The 21290-nt window shown below is 62.3% G+C and carries 20 protein-coding genes; 8 read left to right on the top strand and 12 right to left on the bottom strand.

Going from position 1 to position 21290, the window contains the following annotated elements:
- The first annotated feature begins 261 nt into the window (after window positions 1–261).
- Together AC1RMF_RS20355 and AC1RMF_RS20350 are read left to right on the top strand one after the other, a co-directional pair.
- Window positions 262–1041, top strand: coding sequence for an SDR family NAD(P)-dependent oxidoreductase (locus tag AC1RMF_RS20355; RefSeq protein ID WP_342618247.1), 780 nt, complete (start codon window positions 262–264; stop codon window positions 1039–1041).
- A gap of 2 nt (window positions 1042–1043) precedes the next feature.
- Window positions 1044–1826 carry an SDR family NAD(P)-dependent oxidoreductase gene (locus AC1RMF_RS20350; protein WP_493143900.1) on the top strand — a complete coding sequence of 261 codons (783 nt, stop codon included), beginning with the start codon at window positions 1044–1046 and terminating at the stop codon, window positions 1824–1826.
- 74 nt (window positions 1827–1900) lie between these two features.
- Here AC1RMF_RS20350 and AC1RMF_RS20345 read toward each other — a convergent pair whose 3' ends face one another.
- From AC1RMF_RS20345 to AC1RMF_RS20315, 7 genes are read right to left on the bottom strand one after another with little or no spacing between them, the layout of a single operon-like run.
- Window positions 1901–3412, bottom strand: a complete 1512-nt coding sequence (locus AC1RMF_RS20345) for a tripartite tricarboxylate transporter permease (protein ID WP_493143898.1) — start codon at window positions 3410–3412, stop codon at window positions 1901–1903.
- 12 nt (window positions 3413–3424) lie between these two features.
- Window positions 3425–3913: a tripartite tricarboxylate transporter TctB family protein gene (locus tag AC1RMF_RS20340; RefSeq protein ID WP_342618250.1), complete on the bottom strand. Its 489-nt coding sequence runs from the start codon at window positions 3911–3913 to the stop codon at window positions 3425–3427.
- A 19-nt stretch (window positions 3914–3932) separates the two neighbouring features.
- Window positions 3933–5720, bottom strand: a complete 1788-nt coding sequence (gene tfpB, locus AC1RMF_RS20335; protein WP_493143896.1) for a type IV pilus assembly ATPase TfpB — start codon at window positions 5718–5720, stop codon at window positions 3933–3935.
- Window positions 5717–6478: a class I SAM-dependent methyltransferase gene (locus AC1RMF_RS20330; protein WP_493143894.1), complete on the bottom strand. Its 762-nt coding sequence runs from the start codon at window positions 6476–6478 to the stop codon at window positions 5717–5719. The genes tfpB and AC1RMF_RS20330 overlap by 4 nt, the downstream gene beginning before the upstream one ends.
- A 6-nt stretch (window positions 6479–6484) precedes the next feature.
- Complete coding sequence (locus AC1RMF_RS20325) at window positions 6485–7324, bottom strand: TatD family hydrolase (protein ID WP_493143892.1); 840 nt, start codon at window positions 7322–7324, stop codon at window positions 6485–6487.
- 10 nt (window positions 7325–7334) lie between these two features.
- Window positions 7335–8069: a lipoprotein-releasing ABC transporter ATP-binding protein LolD gene (lolD, locus tag AC1RMF_RS20320; RefSeq protein ID WP_493143891.1), complete on the bottom strand. Its 735-nt coding sequence runs from the start codon at window positions 8067–8069 to the stop codon at window positions 7335–7337.
- Window positions 8062–9321, bottom strand: coding sequence for a lipoprotein-releasing ABC transporter permease subunit (locus AC1RMF_RS20315; protein WP_493143890.1), 1260 nt, complete (start codon window positions 9319–9321; stop codon window positions 8062–8064). The genes lolD and AC1RMF_RS20315 overlap by 8 nt, the downstream gene beginning before the upstream one ends.
- Before the next feature lie 77 nt (window positions 9322–9398).
- On the opposite strand from AC1RMF_RS20315, the gene AC1RMF_RS20310 reads away from it, so the two are divergent.
- The 3 genes from AC1RMF_RS20310 to AC1RMF_RS20300 all read left to right on the top strand — a co-directional run bounded on the left by AC1RMF_RS20310 (window position 9399) and on the right by AC1RMF_RS20300 (window position 13989).
- Window positions 9399–10346: a hypothetical protein gene (locus AC1RMF_RS20310; RefSeq protein ID WP_493143888.1), complete on the top strand. Its 948-nt coding sequence runs from the start codon at window positions 9399–9401 to the stop codon at window positions 10344–10346.
- A gap of 16 nt (window positions 10347–10362) precedes the next feature.
- Window positions 10363–12093, top strand: coding sequence for a single-stranded-DNA-specific exonuclease RecJ (gene recJ / locus AC1RMF_RS20305; RefSeq protein WP_493143887.1), 1731 nt, complete (start codon window positions 10363–10365; stop codon window positions 12091–12093).
- 117 nt (window positions 12094–12210) lie between these two features.
- Window positions 12211–13989 carry a methyl-accepting chemotaxis protein gene (locus tag AC1RMF_RS20300; protein ID WP_493143886.1) on the top strand — a complete coding sequence of 593 codons (1779 nt, stop codon included), beginning with the start codon at window positions 12211–12213 and terminating at the stop codon, window positions 13987–13989.
- Window positions 13990–14001: 12 nt separating this feature from the next.
- Here the strand turns inward: AC1RMF_RS20300 and AC1RMF_RS20295 are convergent, their stop codons facing one another.
- Both AC1RMF_RS20295 and trhP read right to left on the bottom strand, forming a co-directional pair.
- Window positions 14002–14484 carry a GNAT family N-acetyltransferase gene (locus AC1RMF_RS20295; protein WP_493143884.1) on the bottom strand — a complete coding sequence of 161 codons (483 nt, stop codon included), beginning with the start codon at window positions 14482–14484 and terminating at the stop codon, window positions 14002–14004.
- Entirely contained in the window at window positions 14481–15872 is a 1392-nt protein-coding gene (gene trhP / locus AC1RMF_RS20290) for a prephenate-dependent tRNA uridine(34) hydroxylase TrhP (protein ID WP_493143882.1), read from the bottom strand. Before trhP ends, AC1RMF_RS20295 begins: the two co-directional genes overlap by 4 nt.
- Window positions 15873–15942: 70 nt before the next feature.
- Between trhP and AC1RMF_RS20285 the strand changes: the two genes are divergently transcribed.
- The gene (locus tag AC1RMF_RS20285) at window positions 15943–16701 is read left to right on the top strand and encodes an SDR family NAD(P)-dependent oxidoreductase (RefSeq protein ID WP_493143880.1); all 759 of its coding nucleotides are present in this window, start codon (window positions 15943–15945) and stop codon (window positions 16699–16701) included.
- A 2-nt stretch (window positions 16702–16703) separates the two neighbouring features.
- Here AC1RMF_RS20285 and AC1RMF_RS20280 read toward each other — a convergent pair whose 3' ends face one another.
- A complete protein-coding gene (locus AC1RMF_RS20280) occupies window positions 16704–17891 on the bottom strand; it encodes an acetyl-CoA C-acyltransferase family protein (protein ID WP_493143879.1) in 1188 nt (395 codons plus the stop codon).
- 97 nt (window positions 17892–17988) lie between these two features.
- Window positions 17989–18729: a 2OG-Fe dioxygenase family protein gene (locus tag AC1RMF_RS20275; protein WP_493143877.1), complete on the bottom strand. Its 741-nt coding sequence runs from the start codon at window positions 18727–18729 to the stop codon at window positions 17989–17991.
- Window positions 18730–18864: 135 nt separating this feature from the next.
- Between AC1RMF_RS20275 and AC1RMF_RS20270 the strand changes: the two genes are divergently transcribed.
- Both AC1RMF_RS20270 and AC1RMF_RS20265 read left to right on the top strand, forming a co-directional pair.
- Window positions 18865–19401: a hemerythrin domain-containing protein gene (locus tag AC1RMF_RS20270; RefSeq protein ID WP_342618267.1), complete on the top strand. Its 537-nt coding sequence runs from the start codon at window positions 18865–18867 to the stop codon at window positions 19399–19401.
- On the top strand, window positions 19401–20012 hold the full coding sequence (locus AC1RMF_RS20265) for a YitT family protein (RefSeq protein WP_342618268.1): 612 nt from the start codon (window positions 19401–19403) through the stop codon (window positions 20010–20012). Before AC1RMF_RS20270 ends, AC1RMF_RS20265 begins: the two co-directional genes overlap by 1 nt.
- Here AC1RMF_RS20265 and AC1RMF_RS20260 read toward each other — a convergent pair.
- Window positions 20009–21214, bottom strand: a complete 1206-nt coding sequence (locus AC1RMF_RS20260) for a serine hydrolase domain-containing protein (RefSeq protein ID WP_493143875.1) — start codon at window positions 21212–21214, stop codon at window positions 20009–20011. The two genes, AC1RMF_RS20265 and AC1RMF_RS20260, sit on opposite strands and share 4 nt — an antisense overlap.
- Window positions 21215–21290 lie beyond the last annotated feature (76 nt).

The following is a 21290-nucleotide window of genomic DNA, read 5'->3' as shown; positions in this document are numbered from 1 at the left end:
GTACAAACGCTACGCCGAAAAATACCTGCTGCCCGAGCAGATCGACGAAGTGGATATTGCCAAGTTCGTGACCACCGGGCACCAAGCAAGTTAGGCCTGCACCTAGTCGATGAAAAATCATTAACTTGTGATCTCAAGAAATAAGAAAGCATCAGCCATCCTTATTCAAAACCTATCAAATTTAGCCAATATGTGATCACAAGTTATTTCATTGTGATAGCATCGCCAGCGAATTTTCAAAGGAATGGCGTGGAGACTAAATTGCACCCATTGTTCAATCTGAATAAACGCATTGCCCTGGTGACTGGTGCTGGAAGTCCTTCCGGCATTGGCTTTGCGACGGTCAAACTGCTGGCTGAACTGGGTTGCAGTGTTGCCATTTGCGCGACCGGGGACCGGATACATGAGCGCGCCAAAGAGTTGCATGCGCTTGAACACGACGTGGAGGCATACCGGGCCAACCTGACCGACGCCACCCAGGTAAGGAATATGGTCAGCAAGGTGCTGGAACGCTTCGGCCGCATCGACATCCTTGTCAACAATGCAGGAATGACCCAGGAGGGTTCCGCAGAGTCTTTCACACCTTTCTCCGAAATGTCCGATGAAGACTGGAATACCGGCATGGCGCGCAACTTGAACACCTGCTTTCTTGTCACCCGAGCGGTTGTCCCGGCGATGCTGCGCCAGGAGTCTGGCCGGATCATCAATGTCTCGTCGGTCACCGGTCCATTGGTCAGCCACCCTGGAGAGTCTGTCTACAGTGCCGCAAAGGCGGCCATGGTGGGCATGAGCAAAGCCTTGGCCATTGAAGTCGCTGCGCGTGGAATCACCGTCAACTGTGTGGCACCCGGTTGGGTTGCGACGGCGTCGCAAACCGCGCATGAGGCAAAGGCGGCACAACATACCCCCATAGGGCGCGCCGGCACGGCGCTTGAGATGGCCTCTGTCATTGCCTTTCTGGCCATGCCCGGGGCGAGTTACATCACAGGCGAGCTGGTCGTCGTGGACGGTGGAAACATCCTGCAAGAAAGCAAAGGCTGAACATGACAAACGTCTTTGCAACAGACCTGATGAAAGACAAGGTCGTTCTGGTCACGGGAGCGGCCGGTGGTGTGGGCGGTGCCGTTGCCGACCTCCTCTGCTCTTTGGGTGCAAAGCTTGTGTTGACAGACATTCAACAGGAAGCGCTGCAGGTCAAAGCCGAGCTCCTGGGGGCAACACCCATGTGCCTGAACTTGGGTGAAGCGGATGCGGCAGAAAGACTCGTGCAACTCGCGCTGCAAACCCATGACCGCCTTGATGGCTTGGCCAACTGCGCGGGCGTGTGGGTAGAAGGCGCTAGCGAACATGCGTCTGAAACGGATTGGCAACGCTGCATCGATATCAACCTGAAAGCCGTATTTTTCATGTGCAGCCGCGCCATTCCTGCACTCAAGAAAAGTCGTGGCGCCATCGTGAACATCAGCTCGGACGCCGGCGTAGTGGGCAACGCCGGAGCGGCCATCTACTGCGCCAGCAAAGGTGGCGTGGGGCTTCTGACAAAAGCGTTGGCGCGTGAACTGGCAAGTGATGGTGTGCGTGTCAACGCGCTGTGCCCCTCAGACATCTTTTCACCCATGCTCAGCTTCCAGGCCGAGCGCTATGGCAACGGCAATCCTGAGGCCTATCTCCAGAATCTGCTTGCGCACTACCCCCAGGGAAAGAACGCACGCTTCCTGTCACCACAAGAGGTCGCGCAGCACGTTGTGTGGCTGCTCTCGTCCGCATGCGAAGGTGTTACCGGTGCCCAGGTGATGTTGGACTTTGGATTGACGGCCGGGTATTGACGACGAAGCCCTGCCAAGCGTGCGCTCGTAGAGCCCGCTCTTGGGCATCCGTGTCTGTGAAGGGTGGCGCCAACTCACTCTTCCAGAAACGCTTCCTGTCGGCGCGATTTCACCGCCGGCAACAGCACCAGGATCACCAGCAGCAGCGCAATGAGCAGCAAGCCGGCCGAGAGGGGACGCGAGATGAACACACTCCAGTCGCCGCGCGAGAAGAGCAAGGCACGCCGCAGGTTCTCTTCCATCATGGGCCCCAGGATGAAGCCCAGCAGCAGCGGCGCGGGCTCCATGTCCAGCAGGTTGAACACATAGCCCACCAGCCCGAACAGGGCCACCAGCCAGATGTCAAACGTGCTGTTGTTGGTAGTGTAGACCCCGATCGCACAGAACAGCACGATGGCCGGAAACAGCCAGCGGTAGGGCACGCTGAGCAGCTTGATCCAGATGCCAATGAGTGGCAGGTTCAGCACCACCAGCATCAGGTTGCCTATCCACATGGATGCGATCAGTCCCCAGAACAGCTCGGGGTTGCTGGTCATCACCTGCGGTCCGGGCTGGATGTTGTGGATGGTCATGGCACCCACCATCAGTGCCATCACCGCGTTGGGTGGAATGCCCAACGTTAGCAAGGGGATGAACGAAGTTTGCGCACCGGCATTGTTGGCCGACTCGGGCGCTGCCACGCCGCGGATATTGCCCTCGCCAAACGGCACTTCCCCCGGCTTGGCGCGAATCTTCTTTTCCATGGCGTAGGACGCGAACGAGGCCAGCAAGGCACCGCCGCCGGGAAGGATTCCCAGGATGGAACCCAGCGCCGTGCCTCGCAGCACCGCGGGTGTCATGTCCTTGAAGTCCTTGCGGGTGGGCCACAGGCCCTGCACCTTGCTGGTAAACACCTGGCGCGCATGCTCGGGCTGCGCCAGGTTGGTGATGATTTCGCCATAGCCGAACACGCCCATGGCAATAGCGACAAAACCTATGCCGTCGGACAGGTCCGGAATGTCAAAGGCAAAGCGCGCCACGCCGGAGTTGATGTCGGTCCCGACCAACCCCAGCAGCAGACCCAGCACCGTCATGGCAATCGCCTTGAGCAGCGAGCCCGAAGCAAGCACCACCGCGCCAATCATGCCCAGCACCATCAAGGAAAAATACTCCGCAGGGCCGAATTGCAGGGCCACCACAGTCAGCGCCGGCGCAAACGCGGCCAGTATCAAGGTGCCCACGCAGCCCGCAAAGAAAGAGCCCAGACCGGCCGCTGCCAGTGCCGGCCCTGCCCTGCCCTGGCGTGCCATCTGGTAGCCATCGATGCAGGTCACCACCGACGAGGACTCACCCGGCAAATTCACCAGAATGGCCGTGGTGGAGCCGCCATACTGTGCGCCGTAATAAATGCCCGCCAGCATGATGAGCGCCGACACCGGCGGCAAGGCATAGGTGGCTGGCAGCAGCATGGCAATGGTGGCCACCGGACCAATGCCGGGCAATACACCGATCAGGGTGCCCAGCAGGCAGCCCGCCAGGGCATACAACAGATTCATGGGTGTGAATGCCACACCAAAGCCCAGAGCGAGATTGCTGATCAGGTCCATGGTGCGCAGGGCTCAGACGGCCGCAAAGACGGGCCACAGCGGAAGCTGCAGCTTCAGCAAGACGACAAATGTGACGTAGCTGCCCAGCGACAGCAACAGAGCCAGCAGCAGCACCTCTTTCCATCGGAACTCGGTGCCTGCCCGTGCTGCCAACACTGTCAGCACGAACACCGCCGGCATCAACCCCATGGAGGGCACGCCCACTGCGGACAGACCTCCAATCAACACACCAAAGGCCAGATTGGCCAGCACCACATACGCCACCGGCCGCCAGGCCCAACCCGCGATACGCCCGCCATCCTCGGTTTCAAATACCAATGCCTTGAACAGGATCACTCCACCCAGCACCGTGAGCAATGCGCCCAGCAGCAACGGGAAATAGCCTGGCCCCATGCGGGCCGCAGTGCCAATGGTGTAGCGCGATGCACTCCACGCAAAGCACACGCCCATGACCATGAAGAGCAGGCCAGCAAAGAAGTCCTTTTGATTTTTCAGATTCACCTGCGTACTCCTGAAAAACTCAGTCCATGGGTGGGGTGGCGCTCAGCACCTCATCCACCACGGTCATCCCTTCAGCCACCCGCAAGGCGCCCGCGAGCCGCAGGGGGCGCATCCCATCGGCCAAGGCCTGCTTGCGCAGGGCTTCAATCACCGGCTCCTTGGTCACACGCGCCTTGAAGGCATCGGTGACTTCCAGCAACTCATACAGGCCCATGCGCCCCATGAAGCCGGTCATGCGGCAGTCCACGCAGCCCACGGGTTTGAAAGGTTTGTAGCCACCATTGATCTGCCAGGGTTTGACGATTTCGCCCAGCTTTTCGCGCGTGGTTTCCTCATCGGGCACCCGGCATTTGGTACACAGGGTACGCACCAGGCGCTGCGCCAGCACGCCCAGCAGCGTAGCGTTGATCAGGTACGACGGTATGCCCAGCTCCAGCAGCCGCGTCACGGCGGAGGGTGCGTCGTTGGTATGCAGGGTGGAAAACACCAGGTGCCCGGTGAGCGCGGCCTGCACCGCCATTTCCGCCGTTTCCAGGTCGCGGATTTCACCCACCATGATGATGTCCGGATCTTGCCGCATCAGGGCACGCAGGCCTTGCGGAAAGCCGAAGTCCAGCTGCGGCTGCACCTGCGTCTGGTTGAAGGATGGCTCGATCATTTCGATCGGGTCTTCCACGGTACTGACGTTGACCTCTTCGGTAGCCACGCGTTTGAGCGTGGAGTACAGCGTGGTGGTCTTGCCCGAGCCGGTGGGACCGGTCACCAGGATGATGCCGTGCGGGCGCTTGACCAACGCCTCCCAGCGCTGGGCGTCGTGGCTGCTGAAACCCAAGGCATCCAGGTCCTTGACGGCGTTGTCGGGGTCAAAGATGCGCATCACCATCTTTTCTCCAAAGGCGGTGGGCAAGGTGGAGATACGCATTTCAATTTCGTCACCGCGCGGATTGCGTGTCTTGATGCGTCCATCCTGCGGACGGCGCCGTTCGATCACATCCATGCGCCCCAGCAGCTTGATGCGCGCGCACATGGCATTGAGCACGCCCATGGGCATCTGGTAAACCGGATGCAGCACACCGTCGATGCGGAAGCGGATCACGCCCTGCTCACGGCGCGGCTCCAGGTGGATGTCACTGGCGCGCTGGTCGAAGGCGTATTGCCACAACCAGTCCACCACCTGCACCACGCCCTGGTCATTGGCGTCGAGCTGCTTGTTGGTGCGACCCAGCTCCACCAGTTGCTCAAAAGTGGCGCCATTGTTGGCGCCGCTTTTGTTGGCTGCGCGTACCGACTTGGCCAGCGCGTAGAACTCTGCGGTAAAGCGCTGGATGTCCTGCGGACTGGAGACCACGCGGCGCACCGTGCGGCGCGACTGGCGTTCCACCTCGGCCACCCAGTCGGTGACAAAGGGTTCCGCCGTGGCCACGGTGATTTCGGAAGGCGTGACGGTAACAGGCAGGATGCGGTGGCGCTCGGCATAGGCTGCGCCCATGGAGTCGGCGATCTTGCCCACTTCCACCTTGAGCGGATCGATGCGCAGATAGCTCAGACCGCTGCGCTTGGCCAGCCACTGGGTCAGCAGCTCTACGTCCAGCGGCTTCTGGTCCACATCGCGGCGCATGGCCACGGCGGCCAGACGCAGCAGCGGATGCTGCGCGCTTTCCGCCACCGAGCAGCGGGCAATGGTGCGCTGGGCTTCATCGTTAGAGATGACGCCGTCACGCTGCAACCATTGCACCAGGATGTGCCAGTCCAGGGGCCCCGCATGCTTGGCGGCTGGGCTGGGCGACGTGTGGGACGACGGTGTCATGGCACAACCGGTTTGAAGACGCGCATCCACTTGTCGGCGGGCAGTCCCCAGTTGGCGCTGATGTATTCGGCACGGGGCTCCACCACACTGCGTTTGGGCCGTGACGCAGTGCGCTGCGCCATGACCACGGTATTGCCCTCGCGGGTGGACTTGAAGGCCCAGACCGCGTCCCGGCCAAAGGCCTCGGCAATCTTGTCCACGCTGCCCTGGAAGCTGGACACGCGGCCAAACAGATTGACCGTCATGCAGCCTTCCTCGGTCAGCATGGCGCGGCAGTCGGCATAAAAGGCGGCGCTGTCGAGCACGGGCGCGGCAGCCTCTTCGTCATACAGATCCACCTGTAGCGCGTCCACACAGCCTTGCCAGCGCGGTTTCTTGATCTCTTCGGAGGCATCGGCCAGCACCACCTGCATGCGCGGGTTGTCCGCTGGCAGATGGAACCAGCCGCGGCAGGCGTGCAGCACCTGCGGGTTGAGTTCGATGGCGGTGGTGTTCTTCATGCGCAGCACCTTGTGGCAAAACTTGGTGAGCGAGCCCGCACCCAGCCCAAGCTGCACCGCCTGGCGCTGGTTGACCGTGGCAGGGTCGATGAACAGCAGCCACGCCATCATGCGTTGTACGTATTCGTGCACCAGCACGTTGGGTGCGTCCACCAGCATGGAGCCCTGAATCCACTCACTGCCCAGATGCAGGTGGCGGATGGGCCCTTCCTCTGAAAAATTGACCTCGGGGAGAATGATTGCGTCTTTTCTAGCCATGGGGATTTATACCAGCAAGGCCGCGAGCCGGGGCAAGGCTGCGGTGGTGTTCTGCCAGCAGGCCTGCGCCAGCGCCCGTAGCTCCATGCCACGCAGCTGCGCCACGGTGGCGGCAATGCGTGGCAATTCGCCCGGCGTGTTGCGCCCTTGCGCGACGCCGGCGGCACGTTGCTCCGCCGTGGTATACAGCCAGTGGGGCGGGATATCCGGCGCATCGGTTTCCAGCACCAGCGCATCCAGCGGCAGGCTGACGGCCAGACGGCGCAGCTGGTTGGCGCGCTCGAACGTGACCGCACCGCCAAAGCCCAGCTTGAATCCCAGTTGGATGAACGCCTGCGCCTGCACTTCGCTGCCATTGAAGGCGTGGGCAATGCCAGACCAGGGCTTGCTGGACAAGTCGCGCAAAGCTTTAAGCAGCTTGTCGGCCGAGCGGCGCACGTGCAGCACCACCGGCAAGCCGTATTGGCGAGCCAATTTGAGCTGGGCGCGGTAGAAGTGCTCCTGCTTTTCACGCAAGGGGCTTTGCGTCAGGGCCGGCACAAAGTAGTCCAACCCGATTTCACCCACCCCCACCAGACGCGGATCATCGCGGTACTGTGTCAGCTGGGCATCCAGCAGGCGCAGGTCGTCCTCATGAGCTTGCGCCACATACAGGGGATGGATGCCCAGGCAGTAGCTGTCACCGGTTCGGTGGGCCAGCAGGCGCACCGCATCGAAGTTGGCCACCTCCACCGCGGGAATGACGCAATGCGTGACGCCGTTCTGTGCAGCGACGGCACGGACCTGCAGCACATCGCCCGAAAACTCGAAGGCATCGAGGTGGCAATGGCTGTCTATCCATTGCATGGCAGGCCTCTCAGGCAATGGACTGCAGCTGGCCCTGTACCAGCGACAAGTGCCGGTCGCAACGCGCTGCCAACCCGGAGTCGTGCGTAACCAGCACAAACGCCGTGCCATGGGCGCGCGCCAGTTCCAGCATCAGCGCAAACACGCCGTCGGCGGTATTGCGGTCCAGATTGCCCGTAGGCTCATCGGCCAGCACGCAGTCGGGCCGCGTCACCAGGGCACGGGCAATGGCCACGCGCTGGCGCTCACCACCGGAGAGCTCTGCGGGACGGTGCTGCAGCCGCCCCTGCAAGCCGACCTTGGTCAACATGTCGGTCGCAGCCTGGATCGCCTCGGCCCGTGGCACACGGCGTATGGTCAGCGGCATGGCCACGTTGTCCAGCGCGCTGAACTCCGGCAGCAGGTGGTGGAACTGGTAGACAAAGCCCAGATGCCGGTTGCGCAAGCGCCCCTGCTCTGCCGGACTCAACCCGGCCAGCTTCTGGCCACACAACACCACGCTGCCGCTGGAGGGCGCATCCAGCCCACCCAGCAGGTGCAGCAAGGTGCTCTTGCCGGAGCCGGAGGCACCTACGATGGCCAAGGTCTCGCCGCGTTGTACAGACAGGTCCACGCCCTGCAGCACGGTGACGTCCAGGCGTCCTTCTTCAAAGCGCTTGGTCAGCCCCTGGCACGACAGGATGGACGCATCCGTCTTGAGCGGCGCCGGGCCGCCCACACCGGGCTTGGCAGCTACATCACTCATAACGCAGTGCCTCCGCCGGATTGACGCGGCTGGCACGCCAGCTCGGGTACAGCGTGGCCACAAAAGCCAGCACCAGGGATATGAGCGCGATGGGCAGGATGTCGTTCATCTGGGGATCGCTGGGCATGCGGCTGATCAGGTAAATGTCTTGCGGTAAAAAGGTTGCGCCCAGCGCATGCTCCAGCGCCGGCACGATCACGTCGATGTTGAACGCCACGCCCAGCCCCAGCAACAGACCGGCCAAGGTGCCGATGACGCCGACCATGGCGCCCTGCACCACGAAGATGCCCATGATGCTGCCCGGGCTGGCGCCCAGGGTGCGCAGGATGGCGATGTCAGCCCGCTTATCGGTGACCGTCATCACCAGCGTACTCACCAGATTGAAGGCAGCCACGGCCACGATCAGCGTGAGGATGATGAACATCATGCGTTTTTCCACCTGCACTGCGGAAAACCAGGTGCGGTTCTGGCGCGTCCAGTCGCGCACATACAGCTCACCGGTCAGTGTGCGCGCAAGGTCCGCCGCCACCGAGCGCGCCTGCTGCAGGTCGTGCAGCTTGAGGCGCACGCCGGTGGGCCCTTCGAGGCGGAAGATGCGCGCAGCGTCCTGCCAGTGCATCATCAACAGCGCCGAGTCGTACTCAAAGTGGCCAGAGTCAAACGTGCCCACCACCGTCATCTGCTTGAGGCGCGGCACCACACCCGCAGGTGTCACCTCGCCACTGGGCGCCACCAGGGTGACACGGTCGCCGGTGCGCACACCCAGGCTGCGCGCCAGTTCGGCCCCCAGCACCACGCCGAATTCACCCGCCTTGAGCTGATTGAGCACGGCTGCCTGCGGGCCAGCGGCCAGGTCGGTGACTTCATGCTCCAGCGCGGGGTCAATGCCGCGCACCATCACGCCCTTCATGTCCTCGCCGCGCGCCAGCAGGGCTTGTGCCGCAATGAAAGGTGCAGCGCCCACTACCTGCGGATGGGCCTTGACTTCCTTGAGCGTGGTGGCCAAGTCCGGCAGCGCTTGGCCATTGGCGGCGTAGACCTCGATGTGGGAGACCACGCTGAGCATGCGATCACGCACCTCTTTCTGGAAGCCGTTCATCACGCTCAGAACGATGATGAGCGCAGCCACGCCCAGGGCAATGCCCAACATGGATACGCCGGAGATGAAGGAGATAAAGCCGTTACGCCGGGCGGCGCGGCCCGCGCGCGTGTAGCGCCAGCCGATCAGCAACTCATAGGGAATTTGTTTCACGCCCTGATTGTGGCATCTGGCCGCCGCCTTTGCCTTTGCAGCACGGCTGCTTTGCAAAGCCGTGACAATACAGGCCCATGCCAACCCTGATTCCCTACGCCAAGCCGCCCCTGCAGCACTGCCAGCAGGCGCTGCCGCAACTGCAATTGCCCAACCTGCTGGCACTGCTGCGCCTGCTGCAACCCGGACAGCGCCATCAGGGCGAGGAAGATTCGCTCACTCCCCTGCCGGAAACACTGCGTGCCCAGGCCCTGGGCCTGCCCGCTGCAGACGGGCTGGTGCCCTGGGCAGCGCTGCAAGCCCTGCAACTGCAGCTACCCCCTGCAGGCCAAGATGAAGGCTGGGCCTGGCTAAGCCCCTGCCACTGGCAGGTCAACAGCGACCATGTGCGCATGGCCGACCCCGCCGACTCCCGCATCAGCGAAGCCGAGTCCCGCGCCCTGATGGAGACCATGCGCAGCTTCTTCACCGAAGATGGTATCCAGTTGCATGACTGGCACGACGGCCATTGGCTGGCACGCGGAGCCGTGTTCCGCGATCTGCAGACCGCGTCACTGGCACGCGCTGCCGGCGGCGCGGTCGATCACTGGCTGCCACGCCAGCCGCAGGCGCGCAGCCTGCGCCGTTTGCAGAATGAAATGCAGATGCTGCTCTATACCCACCCGGTAAACGATGCCCGCGCTGCCGCCGCTTTGCTGCCCGTCAATTCGTTCTGGGTCAGCGGCACCGGCGGCTTGCCAGCAGGCTTTGTTCCCAACACCATTGAAAACGATGCACACGTTACCGACTTGCAGCAAGCCGCATTGCGGGACGATGCCGCCGCCTGGGCGCAAGCCTGGCAGGCCATCGACAGCGGCACCATGGCCGCGCTGCTGCAGCAAGCGCGCGCTGGTCAGCCGGTGCAACTGACGCTGTGCGCAGAGAACAGCGCCCAGACCTATTCCCTGCAAACGCGCAGCCTGTGGTCACGCATCACCGGCTTGCGCGGCCCTACTGACATCGCGGCACTGCTGCAAAACCTCTGATTTTTTTCGTCACACCATGCACATCACCACCCGCGACATACCGCCGCGCACCGTCTGGACCCTGGAGCAGGCCGGCATCCATCCTCTGCTGGCGCGGCTTTACGCCGCGCGTGGCGTAAAAGGCACCGAAGAATTGGACGATGCGCTGTCGCGGCTGCTGCCGCCAGCATCGCTGCTGGGCGCAGACCAAGCCGCGGTATTTCTGGCCGATGCCATGGAGCAGAACAAGAAGCTATGCATCGTGGCCGACTACGACTGCGACGGCGCCACGGCCTGCGCTGTGGCCCTGCGTGGCCTGCGCCTGCTGGGAGCGAAAAACGTGGACTATCTGGTGCCGGACCGTGTGGTCGATGGCTACGGCCTGACCGCACCCATTGCCCAGCGCGTGGCCGACAGCGGCGCGGATGTGTTGATCACGGTGGACAACGGCATCGCCAGCATGGACGGCGTGGCCCATGCCAAGCAGCTGGGGCTGCAGGTGCTGGTGACCGACCACCACCTACCCGCCGCCAACGGCAAGACCGGCGCCATTGAGTTGCCCGCTGCCGACGTCATCGTCAACCCCAACCAGCCGGGCGACAGCTTCGAGAGCAAGTCCATGGCGGGGGTGGGTGTGATGTTCTATGTGCTGCTGGCGCTGCGCAGCGAGCTGCGGGCGCGCGGGGTGTTTGATGCATCCAGTCAGCCCAAACTGGACACCTTGTTGCCGCTGGTTGCCTTGGGGACGGTCGCCGACGTCGTCAAGCTCGATGCCAACAACCGCCGACTGGTAGCGCAGGGCCTCAAACGCGTGCGCGCCGGTGCCATGCCTGCCGGTCTCGCAGCATTGTTCAGCGCGGCGGGCCGCAATGCACGCGCTGCAACCACCTTTGACTTTGGCTTTGCCCTGGGGCCGCGCATCAACGCCGCCGGCCGCCTGTCGGACATGACGCTGGGCATCGAATGCCTGATCACCGATGACGCCGCACGGGCCGACGAGCTGGCCAAGATGCTGGACGGCATCAACCGCGAGCGCCGCGTCATCGAAGGCGATATGCGCGACCAGGCCATGGATATCGTGGAGTCGCTGTTTGATGAGGATGACGAGCCACCACCTGCGGTGTGCGTGTTCGACCCGGACTTCCACGAAGGCGTGGTGGGCATCGTGGCTTCGCGCATCAAGGACAAGCTGCACCGCCCCAGTTTCGTATTTGCTGCAAGCCAGGCACCGGGCAAGGAGCACGAGCTCAAAGGTTCGGGCCGCAGCATTCCAGGCTTCCATTTGCGTGACGCGCTGGACCTGGTGGCCAAGCGCTACCCCGGCGTGCTGCTGCGCTTTGGCGGCCACGCCATGGCGGCCGGCTGCACCATCCACGAGGATGGTCTGGATGCCTTCGAGCAAGGCCTGACCGAAGTGGCCCAGGAGTGGCTGGACGCCGCCACCCTCACCCGCCGCCTGGAAACCGATGGCCCGCTGGAGCCGCAGTACCTGCGCGTGGACTTGGTGGACACCTTGCACAAGGAGGTTTGGGGCCAGGGCTTTGCGCCACCTACCTTCAGCGAAGAAGTGGAGGTCGTGTCACAACGCCTGGTCGGTGAGAAGCATCTGCAGCTCAAGCTCAAACACCAGGGCCAGCCGGTAGACGGCATCTGGTTCGGCCACACCGAACAATTGCCACCGCGGGTCAAGCTGGCATTCCGGCTGGATGCAGATGAGTGGAATGGAGTGCGTAGAGTGCGCTTTCTGGTCGAGGGTGCAGAAGTCTGAAGACACGTCTTTGAGAGCTCGAATTGGTACTCTACCGGGTGTAATATCACTCGTAGTTGGGCACGCTGGAACGCCACACTGTGCGGTGTCCATCGATAAAAAAATGGGGATATCAAAATGAACAGCATCTACTCCAAAATGAAAGTCGGCCAGCGCCTGTCGCTGGCCTTCGCACTCATCATGGTGCTTTCCATGGCTTCGCTGTTGATTGCGATTCAGCGCCTGAGCCAGGTAGGCGAATCCACCCGCGACATGATGGCTGGCCCTTTGATGGCGGAACGACTCGCTTCAGATTGGAACCGCAATATTTCCGCGGGCGTGCGCCGTACAGCGGCCATTGCCCGCAGCAGCGACCCCTCACTGGCAGACTATTTCAAGCAGGACCAGGAAGAGTCCACCAAGATGTCAGGCGAAATGCAGAAAGCCTTGGAGCCGCTTATGGACCTGCCGGAAGAGCAGCGTCTGTTCAAGGAGATTGGCGACCTGCGTAAGGTCTATTTGGATACTCGCAATGAAATTGTCGGTCTGAAGAAGGATGGCAAGGCCGATGAGGCACTCAAGCTGATGGAGGAAAAGTTCACGCCCGCTTCCAAGCTGTATCTGAGCAAGATCGGCGAACTGCTGCAGAACCAGCGTGACCAGGTCAATGCCTTTGCCAAGAAGATCGACCAGAACTACGAGTCCAGCCGCAATCTGTTGATCGCGCTGGGCGTGATCGGACTGGCCATCAGCGTATTCCTGGCCTGGACGCTGTCCTCCTCCATCACCAAGCCCCTGACGCAAGCCAATGCGCTCGCAACACAGGTCGCAGCCGGTGACTTGACTGTGCACATCGATGCCAGCGGTCGCGATGAAATCAGCACCCTGCTACAGAGTCTTCAAGCCATGCAAGGCAGTCTGGTGCAAGTGGTGAGCAAGGTGCGTGTGGGTTCCGAAGGTGTTGCAACTGCGAGCTCGGAAATCGCCCAGGGCAACCAGGACTTGAGTTCGCGCACCGAAAGCCAGGCCAGCGCTTTGGAAGAAACCGCTGCCAGCATGGAGGAACTCTCGAGCACCGTCAACCAGAACGCCGACTCCGCACGTCAGGCCAACCAGTTGGCGATCAACGCATCTACCGTCGCCGTACAAGGCGGTGCCGTGGTCGGTCAGGTGGTGGAGACCATGAAAGGCATCAACGACTCTTCGCGCAAGATCAGCGACATCATCAGCGTCATCGACGGCATTGCCTTCCAGACCAATATCCTGGCGCTCAACGCTGCGGTGGAAGCAGCGCGTGCGGGCGAACAGGGCCGCGGCTTTGCCGTGGTCGCCAGCGAAGTGCGCTCCTTGGCCGGACGCTCGGCCGAAGCGGCCAAGGAGATCAAGAGCCTGATCAACGCCAGCGTGGAACGGGTCGAACAAGGCACCGCACTGGTGGATCAGGCCGGAACCACCATGGCCGAAGTGGTGAGCAGCATTCGCCGCGTCACCGACATCATGGGAGAGATCAGCTCAGCCAGCAGCGAGCAGGCCGCTGGGGTATCCCAGGTCGGAGAAGCTGTCAACCAGATGGACCAGGTGACCCAGCAGAATGCCGCACTGGTTGAGCAGATGGCCGCCGCGGCAAGCAGCCTCAGGTCGCAAGCCCACGATCTGGTGCAGGTGGTCTCTACCTTCAAGCTCTCGGCCAGCGATACCTTGCAGGTCACGCACCAACGCGCCCCGGCGCCCAAGCTCGCACCAAAGTCTTTGCCCAAGGCCGTGACGCAGCCGGCACGTGCGCCCCAAGCTCTGGCCGGCAAACCTTCCAAACCTCCCATGGCCAAGGCCAGCGCACCCAAGTCCTTGCCACAACCCAAGGCCGTGGCAACCGCGCAAGCAGCCAAGACGAATGACGATGAATGGGAGACCTTTTAAGGTCCGGCAGGGCTACATTGCCCGTGCAGGCAATTGCAGGCACATGAAGACACTGAAAGGGTCTTCCACGTAGTCTGCAAAGGGACCGCAATAGCCAAAGCCATGGCGCTCATACAGGGCGCGCGCTGGCGCAAAGGCCGGCGCGGTGCCGGTTTCCAGATACAGCCGGTCGTATCCGCGATCCCGCGCCACCTGCACGATGTGCGCCAACACGCGGGCAGCCACGCCTTTGCGCAGATGGGCCGCCACGGTGCGCATGGACTTGACCTCGGCCTGCGTGGCGTCCAGTTCCTTGAGTGCGCCACAACCCAGCAATGTTTCGCCGTCCCACGCGGACCAGAAAGTGATCTCTGGCTTGCGCAGTCCGTCCAGGTCCAGCGCGTGCACACTCTCCGGTGGTGAATGCGCAAACATGCTGGCCCGGTGTGCTTGGAGCAAAGCAATGATTTGCGCGCCGCGCAAATCGTCCTGCTTGATCTGCATGGGGGTGCTCATGCGACCACCGCCTCTTGGGATGCTGGCACAGGTGACTGCAGGTAGCGCGCCACAAAGGCTCCCACGGCCGTTTCCGGCAGATCAATCCAGACGGTGTGACCACTGCCCAGCGCGGACTGCACCGGCTCGCCGTCGGCATTCTGCATGCGCTGGATCTGCACATCAAAGTTGCCACTGGGGTGGATGATCTCCAGCGTGTCACCCACCGAGAACTTGTTGCGGGCATTGACCTGCACCATGCCGCGCACCGCATCGAAAGCTACCGCATCGCCCACGTACAGGCTGCGGCCCGATTCGGAATAACCGCGCAGGTAGTTCTGGGTTTCCTCCGGCGTGTGACGCTGGAAGAAGCCGGAGGTATAGCCCCGGTTGGCCAGGCCTTCGAGCTGCCCCAGCAGGGCCGGGTCCAGCTCCCGTCCGGCCACCGCATCGTCAATCGCCTTGCGGTAGGCCTGGGCGGTGCGGCACACGTAGTAGGGGCTCTTGGTGCGCCCTTCGATCTTGAGCGAGTCGATGCCGATATCCACCAGACGCTTCACATGTTCGATAGCGCGCAGGTCCTTGGAATTCATCACATAGGTGCCGTGCTCGTCTTCCTCAATGGGCATGTAGCTGCCCGGGCGCTGGCTCTCTTCGATGAGGTAGACGCCGGACGGATGGGCACTGCCCGAATCCTGCGAGGAAGAGCCGCAACTGCCGCAGCCAGATTCGCGTGCGCCCGCCGCTGTGGGCGCGAGGATGTCGCCGGACGCGTCTTCCACGCCCTGAAGGGTTTTGTAGTCCCAGCGACAGGAGTTGGTGCAGCTGCCCTGGTTGGCGTCGCGGTGGTTGAAGTAGCCCGATAGCAGGCAGCGGCCCGAGTAGGCGATGCACAGCGCACCGTGCACGAAGACTTCCAGCTCGGTGTCCGGACATTCCTGGCGGATGCGTTCCACCTGGTCGAGCGAGAGTTCGCGCGACAGGATGACGCGGGCAATGCCCACGCTCTTCCAGAACTTCACCGCGGCAGAGTTCACCGTATTGGCCTGCACCGATAGGTGGATTTCCATCTCTGGCCAAGCCTCGCGCGCCATCATGATCAAGCCGGGGTCGGACATGATCATGGCGTCGGGCTTCAAGGCAATGACCGGATTCATATTGGCCACATAGCTCTTGAGCTTGTTGTCGTGCGGATAGATGTTGGACACCAGATAGAACTTGTTGCCTAGCGCATGGGCCTTGGCGATGCCCTCGCCCAGCGTGGCCAGGTCGCCGAAATCGTTGTTGCGCACGCGCAGGGAATAACGCGGCTGCCCAGCGTAGACGGCAGTGGCACCAAAGGCAAACGCGGTCTCCAGCATGGACAGAGAACCGGCTGGGGCGAGGAGTTCGGGGGTCTTGACTTGCATGCTGCGATTATCCCAGCGTCCACTGAAAGGCAAAATGCGGTGCTTCAACCCGGAACCAAGGCGCTGCACCATGAAAAAACACCTCACCATCCTGACCGGCGCGTCCCGTGGCATGGGACTGGCGCTGGCCGAGCAATTGCTGACCCCAAACGCCCTGCTGCTCTGCATCTCAAGAAACTCCAACACGCAACTGGCTCAACAGGCTGGCACCTGCGGCGCCGAGCTGCTGCAGTGGCAGGCTGACCTGAGTGACGCGGCACCTGTGGCGCAGCGAGTAGGCGACTGGCTGTTGGCACTGGACGCCGATACGCTGGCCAGTGCCACCCTCATCAACAACGCGGGCGTGATTCCGGCGCTCACGCCCTTGCGCGAGGGCGAAGCGACCGAGCTGGCCCGCGCCCTGCGCGTAGGCCTCGAAGCGCCCATGCTGCTGTGCGGCGCCTTTCTTGGCGCGACCCAGCACTGGGCCCAAGTCCCGCGCAAGGTGCTGAATATTTCCTCGGGACTGGGTCGTCGCGCCATGGCATCGTCGGGCGCCTACTGCGCGGCCAAGGCTGGCATGGACCATTTCACCCGTTGCCTGGCACTGGAGGAAGCGTTGCTGCCACACGGCGCGCGCGTCTGCTCATTGGCGCCCGGCGTGATCGATACCGACATGCAGGTGCAGTTGCGAACTGCAGATGCCACGCAGTTTCCCGACCAGGGTGGTTTTGCCGCCCTCAAAGAAAAAGGCCAGCTCACCAGCCCTGCCGATGCGGCAAGGCGATTGCTGGCCTATCTGGCCCGACCCGACTTTGGCGCCGAGCCGGTGGCAGATGTCAGGAACTGAACTTACAGACGCTCAAACACGCAGGCAATGCCCTGGCCACCGCCGATGCACATGGTCACCAGGCCGTACTTGCCGCCAATGCGTTGCAGCTCATAGATCAGCTTGGTTGCGATGAACGCGCCGGAGCAACCGATGGGGTGACCCAAGGCGATGGCACCGCCGTTGGGGTTGGTCTTGGCCATGTCCAGGCCCAGGCCGCGGGAAACAGCAATGGCTTGAGCGGCAAAGGCCTCGTTGCTTTCGATCACATCCATCTGGTCCAGCGTCAGGCCGGCCTTCTTCAGGGCCAGCTTGGACGCAGGGATGGGGCCTTCACCCATGATTTCGTTGGGCACACCGGCCACGGCGTAGGACACTAGGCGGGCAATGGGCTTGTGGCCGGCTGAAGCAGCCACTGCGGCATCGGCCAGCACGAAGAAGGCCGCACCGTCGTTGATGCCGGAGGCATTGCCCGCAGTCACGGTGCCGCCTTCCTTCTTGAACGCGGGCTTGAGTTTGGCCAGCGACTCCAGGGTGGTCTCGGGCTTGACGTGTTCATCGGTGTCGAACACCACTTCGCCCTTGCGGGTCTTCTTCACGATGGGAACGATCTGGGACTTGAAGCGGCCTTCTGCGATGGCAGCAGCCGCACGACGGTGCGACTCCACCGACAGTGTGTCCTGCTCTTCGCGGGTGATGCCCCATTTGGTCACCAGGTTTTCTGCCGTCACACCCATATGGCCCACGCCGAACGGGTCGGTCAGAGTGGCCACCATGGTGTCAATCATCTTGGTGTCGCCCATGCGTGCGCCATTGCGCATGGCAGTGGACAGGTAACCGGCGCGGCTCATGACTTCCACACCGCCACCGATGCCGTATTCGCAGTCGCCCAGCAGGATGTTCTGTGCCGTAGTGACGATGGCCTGCAGGCCGGAAGAGCACAGGCGGTTGAGCGCCATGGCCACCGACTCATTGGACAGGCCAGCCTGGATGGAAGCGACGCGTGCCACATAGGGAAAGCGGCTTTCCGTGGGGATGGTGTTGCCGACAGTCACGTAGTTGATGACCTTGGGGTCCACGCCGGAACGGGCAATCGCCTCCTTCATCACGGTGCCGGCCAGCTCGCAGGGCTCGATGTCTGCCAAAGCTCCACCGAAAGTACCGATGGCCGAACGGGCTGCGCCCAACACTACAACTTCACGCTTGCTCATGTTTTGTCTCCTGATTGCTTGAAATGGGTTACGGGATAAAAAGAACAGGTCTGCGGCCGGAAATTCTGATCGTGCTTCCGTACCACTGGCTTACATATTAGGCCTCTGACTGAAAACCGCCTGAACGTAAGGTGACAACCAGCGTGTCGCGGTGTCCGCTGGGCTCCAGCGGTTGGATGGGCGTGCTTTCGTGGATCACGCGCGCGTCGTCCAGCAGCAGCACGGACCAAGGCTGCGAGAGGGTAAAGCGCTGTCCCTTGGGGCCATCGGCCTCAAACACCCGGGTCTCGCCGCCCTTGACGCCGGCACGCTCCACCATGAACACGGCCACCATGTCAACGCCATCGCGGTGCGCGCCTTCCGGTGTGGGGCGGCCAATGCCATCGGTGGTATCGATGCGGAACTGGTGCGCCTCGACAAACCAAGGCTGCTGCCCTTTGAGGTCCGAGCACACCCGGCCCAGCCAGACCAGCAACTGTGACCAGGCCGGCTGCTCCACCAGCGTAGCGTGCATGGGCTCGAAGTGGCGTTCCAACCCCCCGTGCAGGGCGTTGTATTCCAGCGGTTGCCAGTGCGGACGATGCGGCACCTGGGTAGTGGCATCGCCGTTCACCACAAAGCAGCTATGGCGCCTGCGCCGGTAGCGTCCGCCGTCGCGCAGATAGCCGTCAGGCGGCAAGTCATTCCATTCGGGGCGCCAGGCCATCAGCTCCGGCATGGAAGCGTGGCTGAGCTCAGCCACTTGTTCAGCGCTGAGCACGGCAAAACCTTGCAACTGCAATATGCGGCCCAAATCGGCGCTGCGGTCCAGGACAGGGGGCGAAAATGTGAGGGACATAAAATAGGTGACTGGCGAACAGCCGATCATTATCCGTCGGCCCAAGCGGCCGATTGCTCAGTGCACGTGACCTGCATCAAGGTCTGGCGCCGGCAGACCACGTAAAGTCACCTCCTCAGTTTTGGAGAAGCACATATGCAAGCAACCGCGGACCGTAAGACCATGCAATGGACACCCACCCTGGCGTTGGATATGCCGATGATGGACGACACCCACGAAGAATTTATCGCCCTGCTGGCGGCGGCCGTGGAAGCGCCCGATGAGACGCTTCTGTCCCGCTGGGCTGAACTGATAGACCACACCCAGGAGCATTTCGACCGTGAGGACCAGTGGATGCAGGCCACCGGTTTTTCCGCAGAGAACTGCCACGCAACCCAGCACAACATCATCCTGCAGGTGATGCGTGAAGGCGGCAAGCGTGGACTGCAAGGCGAACTGGACCTGGTGCGCCAGATGGCACACGAGCTGGGCCTGTGGTTCGTCAACCATGTGCAAAGCATGGATGCCGGGCTGGCCCTGCATTTGCGTTCTGCCGGCTTTGATCCAGCCACGGGTGAAATGAGTCAACCATCCGCTCTACCTGCCGAACAGATCCATGGCTGCGGTGGAGGCACTTGTGGCTCATCGGCGGGCGCGCCGGAAGTGCCGGCCAACACGGCTGTTACAGCCTGATGCAGGACGCCCCCGCCGACCTGCGCCACCGTCCCCATGAGGATGTGCAGGCCCTGATCACCGGCACCCTGTTCGTCGCACTGGGCGTGGTGATGTTCGGTCGCACCGGACTGCTGACCGGCGGCACGGCGGGCGTTGCGTTCCTGATCCATTACGCCACCGGCTGGAACTTCGGGCTGGTGTTCTTCCTCATCAACTTGCCCTTCTACGGTCTTGCCTTCCAGCGCATGGGCAGGGTATTCACCCTCAAGACCTTTGTGTCGGTGGCCCTGCTGGCGAGCATCAGCAACCTGCTGCCGCAGTGGATTTCCCTGGGCGCCATCAACCCCGTGTTTGCCAGTGTGGCCGGTGGTCTGCTCATGGGCACTGGCATGCTGATCCTGTTCCGGCACCAGGCCAGCCTGGGCGGCTTCAATGTGCTGGCACTGTATCTGCAGGAGCGCTACGGCTGGCGTGCAGGCTTCATACAGATGGGGCTGGACTGCGCCATCGTGGCGCTGGCTTTTGCCGTGACCGACTGGTGGCATATTGCCCTGTCCATTCTGGGCGCCGTGATGCTCAACCAGACCCTGGCCCTCAACCACCGCAAGGGGCGCTACGTGGCCATCTAATCCAGCAACGCGGCGTACACCATGGCCCGAAACCTCGGGCGATAGATGTCACGCTGGTTGGGTGCCTGGGTCAGCAGAATCGCAAACAGCTCCTTGGCTGGGTCCACGAAGAAGGTGGTTCCACCAATGCCACCCCAGCTGTACAGGCCGGCTGAACCCGGTTGCGGATCCAGCCCGTCCTGCAGTTTGACGGAAAAGCCCAAGCCGAAGCCCACGCCCTGTGCCAGCATGTAGCCCGAACGCTGAGTGAAGTGCTGGGCCATCTGCCCCAGGTGGTCCGTAGTCATGTTGCGCACCGTGTTGGGCATGAGAATGCGTTGCCCCTGCAGTTCGCCACCATTCTGCAGGCACTGCAGGAAGCGGGCGTAGTCGCCCACGGTGGACACTAGGCCAGCGCCACCGGATTCCATGGGATAGGGTTGGCGAATATCAATGAGTTCCACAGGCGCGCCCGTATCGGGGCACACGGCGAACGGCTCCGCAATGCGGTGTTGCTGCGTCGGCTCCACATGGAAGACAGTGTCCGCCATGCCCAGGGGATCTAGGATGTTCTGTTGCAGGAACGCTCCCAGCGTCTGCCCAGTCACGGCTTCGATCAGGCTGCCCAGCAAGTCGGTTGCACGGCTGTAGCCGAAGGTGGTGCCCGGCTCGAACATCAGCGGCAGGGTGGAAAGCACCTGGGAGAACTCACGATTGGTCTTCTTGCGCGACCACAGGTCGGCTTGTGCATACAGCTGCTGCACCGGCTCGGTTCCTAAAATCTCGTAGGTCAGCCCGGAGGTATGGCGCAGCAAGTCCTGCACCGTCGGTGCAATGCGCGGCCTGTGCTTGACGGGTTGCCCATCCACCAGCGAAACCACCTGCACGTCCGTGAATTCGGGCAGGTACTTCCAGATCGGATCGCCCAACAAAACCCGCCCTTGCTCGGCGAGCATCATCACCGCTACCGAGACAATCGGTTTGGTCATGGAATAGATGCGAAACAGCGAGTCCGGCGACATGGCAGTGCCGGTGTTCGCATCCTGCATGCCTACGCTGCTTTGGAGCACCACCTTACCACGACGTACCACCATCGCCACCGCACCCGGCAGGTGTCTTCGATTGGAAGCATCCGACAACATGGCGTCGATGCGTTGCAGGCGTGCGGGCACAAAGCCCAAGGACTCAGGGGCGGCGGTGTCAAACAGTGAGTGGCTGGTCATTCGGATTTTCCAATGTGGATGGCGTATGGCATGTTTTCTGCTTTTGGAAATTTACCAAGAGTTTGCGACAAATTAG

It is taken from the genome of Rhodoferax sp. GW822-FHT04A08, from assembly GCF_058801025.1.
The sequence above is the reverse complement of the archived record's forward strand: the minus strand, read 5'-3'. Positions and strand labels throughout refer to the sequence as shown.

Excerpts from the sequence above, each read along its gene's own strand:
- AC1RMF_RS20350 (WP_493143900.1), top strand. The coding sequence starts at position 1,044 with ATGACAAACGTCTTTGCAACAGACCTGATGAAAGACAAGGTCGTTCTG.
- AC1RMF_RS20345 (WP_493143898.1), bottom strand. The coding sequence starts at position 3,412 with ATGGACCTGATCAGCAATCTCGCTCTGGGCTTTGGTGTGGCATTCACA.
- tfpB (WP_493143896.1), bottom strand. The coding sequence starts at position 5,720 with ATGACACCGTCGTCCCACACGTCGCCCAGCCCAGCCGCCAAGCATGCG.
- AC1RMF_RS20330 (WP_493143894.1), bottom strand. The coding sequence starts at position 6,478 with ATGGCTAGAAAAGACGCAATCATTCTCCCCGAGGTCAATTTTTCAGAG.
- AC1RMF_RS20325 (WP_493143892.1), bottom strand. The coding sequence starts at position 7,324 with ATGCAATGGATAGACAGCCATTGCCACCTCGATGCCTTCGAGTTTTCG.
- lolD (WP_493143891.1), bottom strand. The coding sequence starts at position 8,069 with ATGAGTGATGTAGCTGCCAAGCCCGGTGTGGGCGGCCCGGCGCCGCTC.
- AC1RMF_RS20310 (WP_493143888.1), top strand. The coding sequence starts at position 9,399 with ATGCCAACCCTGATTCCCTACGCCAAGCCGCCCCTGCAGCACTGCCAG.
- recJ (WP_493143887.1), top strand. The coding sequence starts at position 10,363 with ATGCACATCACCACCCGCGACATACCGCCGCGCACCGTCTGGACCCTG.
- AC1RMF_RS20300 (WP_493143886.1), top strand. The coding sequence starts at position 12,211 with ATGAACAGCATCTACTCCAAAATGAAAGTCGGCCAGCGCCTGTCGCTG.
- AC1RMF_RS20295 (WP_493143884.1), bottom strand. The coding sequence starts at position 14,484 with ATGAGCACCCCCATGCAGATCAAGCAGGACGATTTGCGCGGCGCGCAA.
- trhP (WP_493143882.1), bottom strand. The coding sequence starts at position 15,872 with ATGCAAGTCAAGACCCCCGAACTCCTCGCCCCAGCCGGTTCTCTGTCC.
- AC1RMF_RS20285 (WP_493143880.1), top strand. The coding sequence starts at position 15,943 with ATGAAAAAACACCTCACCATCCTGACCGGCGCGTCCCGTGGCATGGGA.
- AC1RMF_RS20280 (WP_493143879.1), bottom strand. The coding sequence starts at position 17,891 with ATGAGCAAGCGTGAAGTTGTAGTGTTGGGCGCAGCCCGTTCGGCCATC.
- AC1RMF_RS20275 (WP_493143877.1), bottom strand. The coding sequence starts at position 18,729 with ATGTCCCTCACATTTTCGCCCCCTGTCCTGGACCGCAGCGCCGATTTG.
- AC1RMF_RS20270 (WP_342618267.1), top strand. The coding sequence starts at position 18,865 with ATGCAAGCAACCGCGGACCGTAAGACCATGCAATGGACACCCACCCTG.
- AC1RMF_RS20265 (WP_342618268.1), top strand. The coding sequence starts at position 19,401 with ATGCAGGACGCCCCCGCCGACCTGCGCCACCGTCCCCATGAGGATGTG.
- AC1RMF_RS20260 (WP_493143875.1), bottom strand. The coding sequence starts at position 21,214 with ATGACCAGCCACTCACTGTTTGACACCGCCGCCCCTGAGTCCTTGGGC.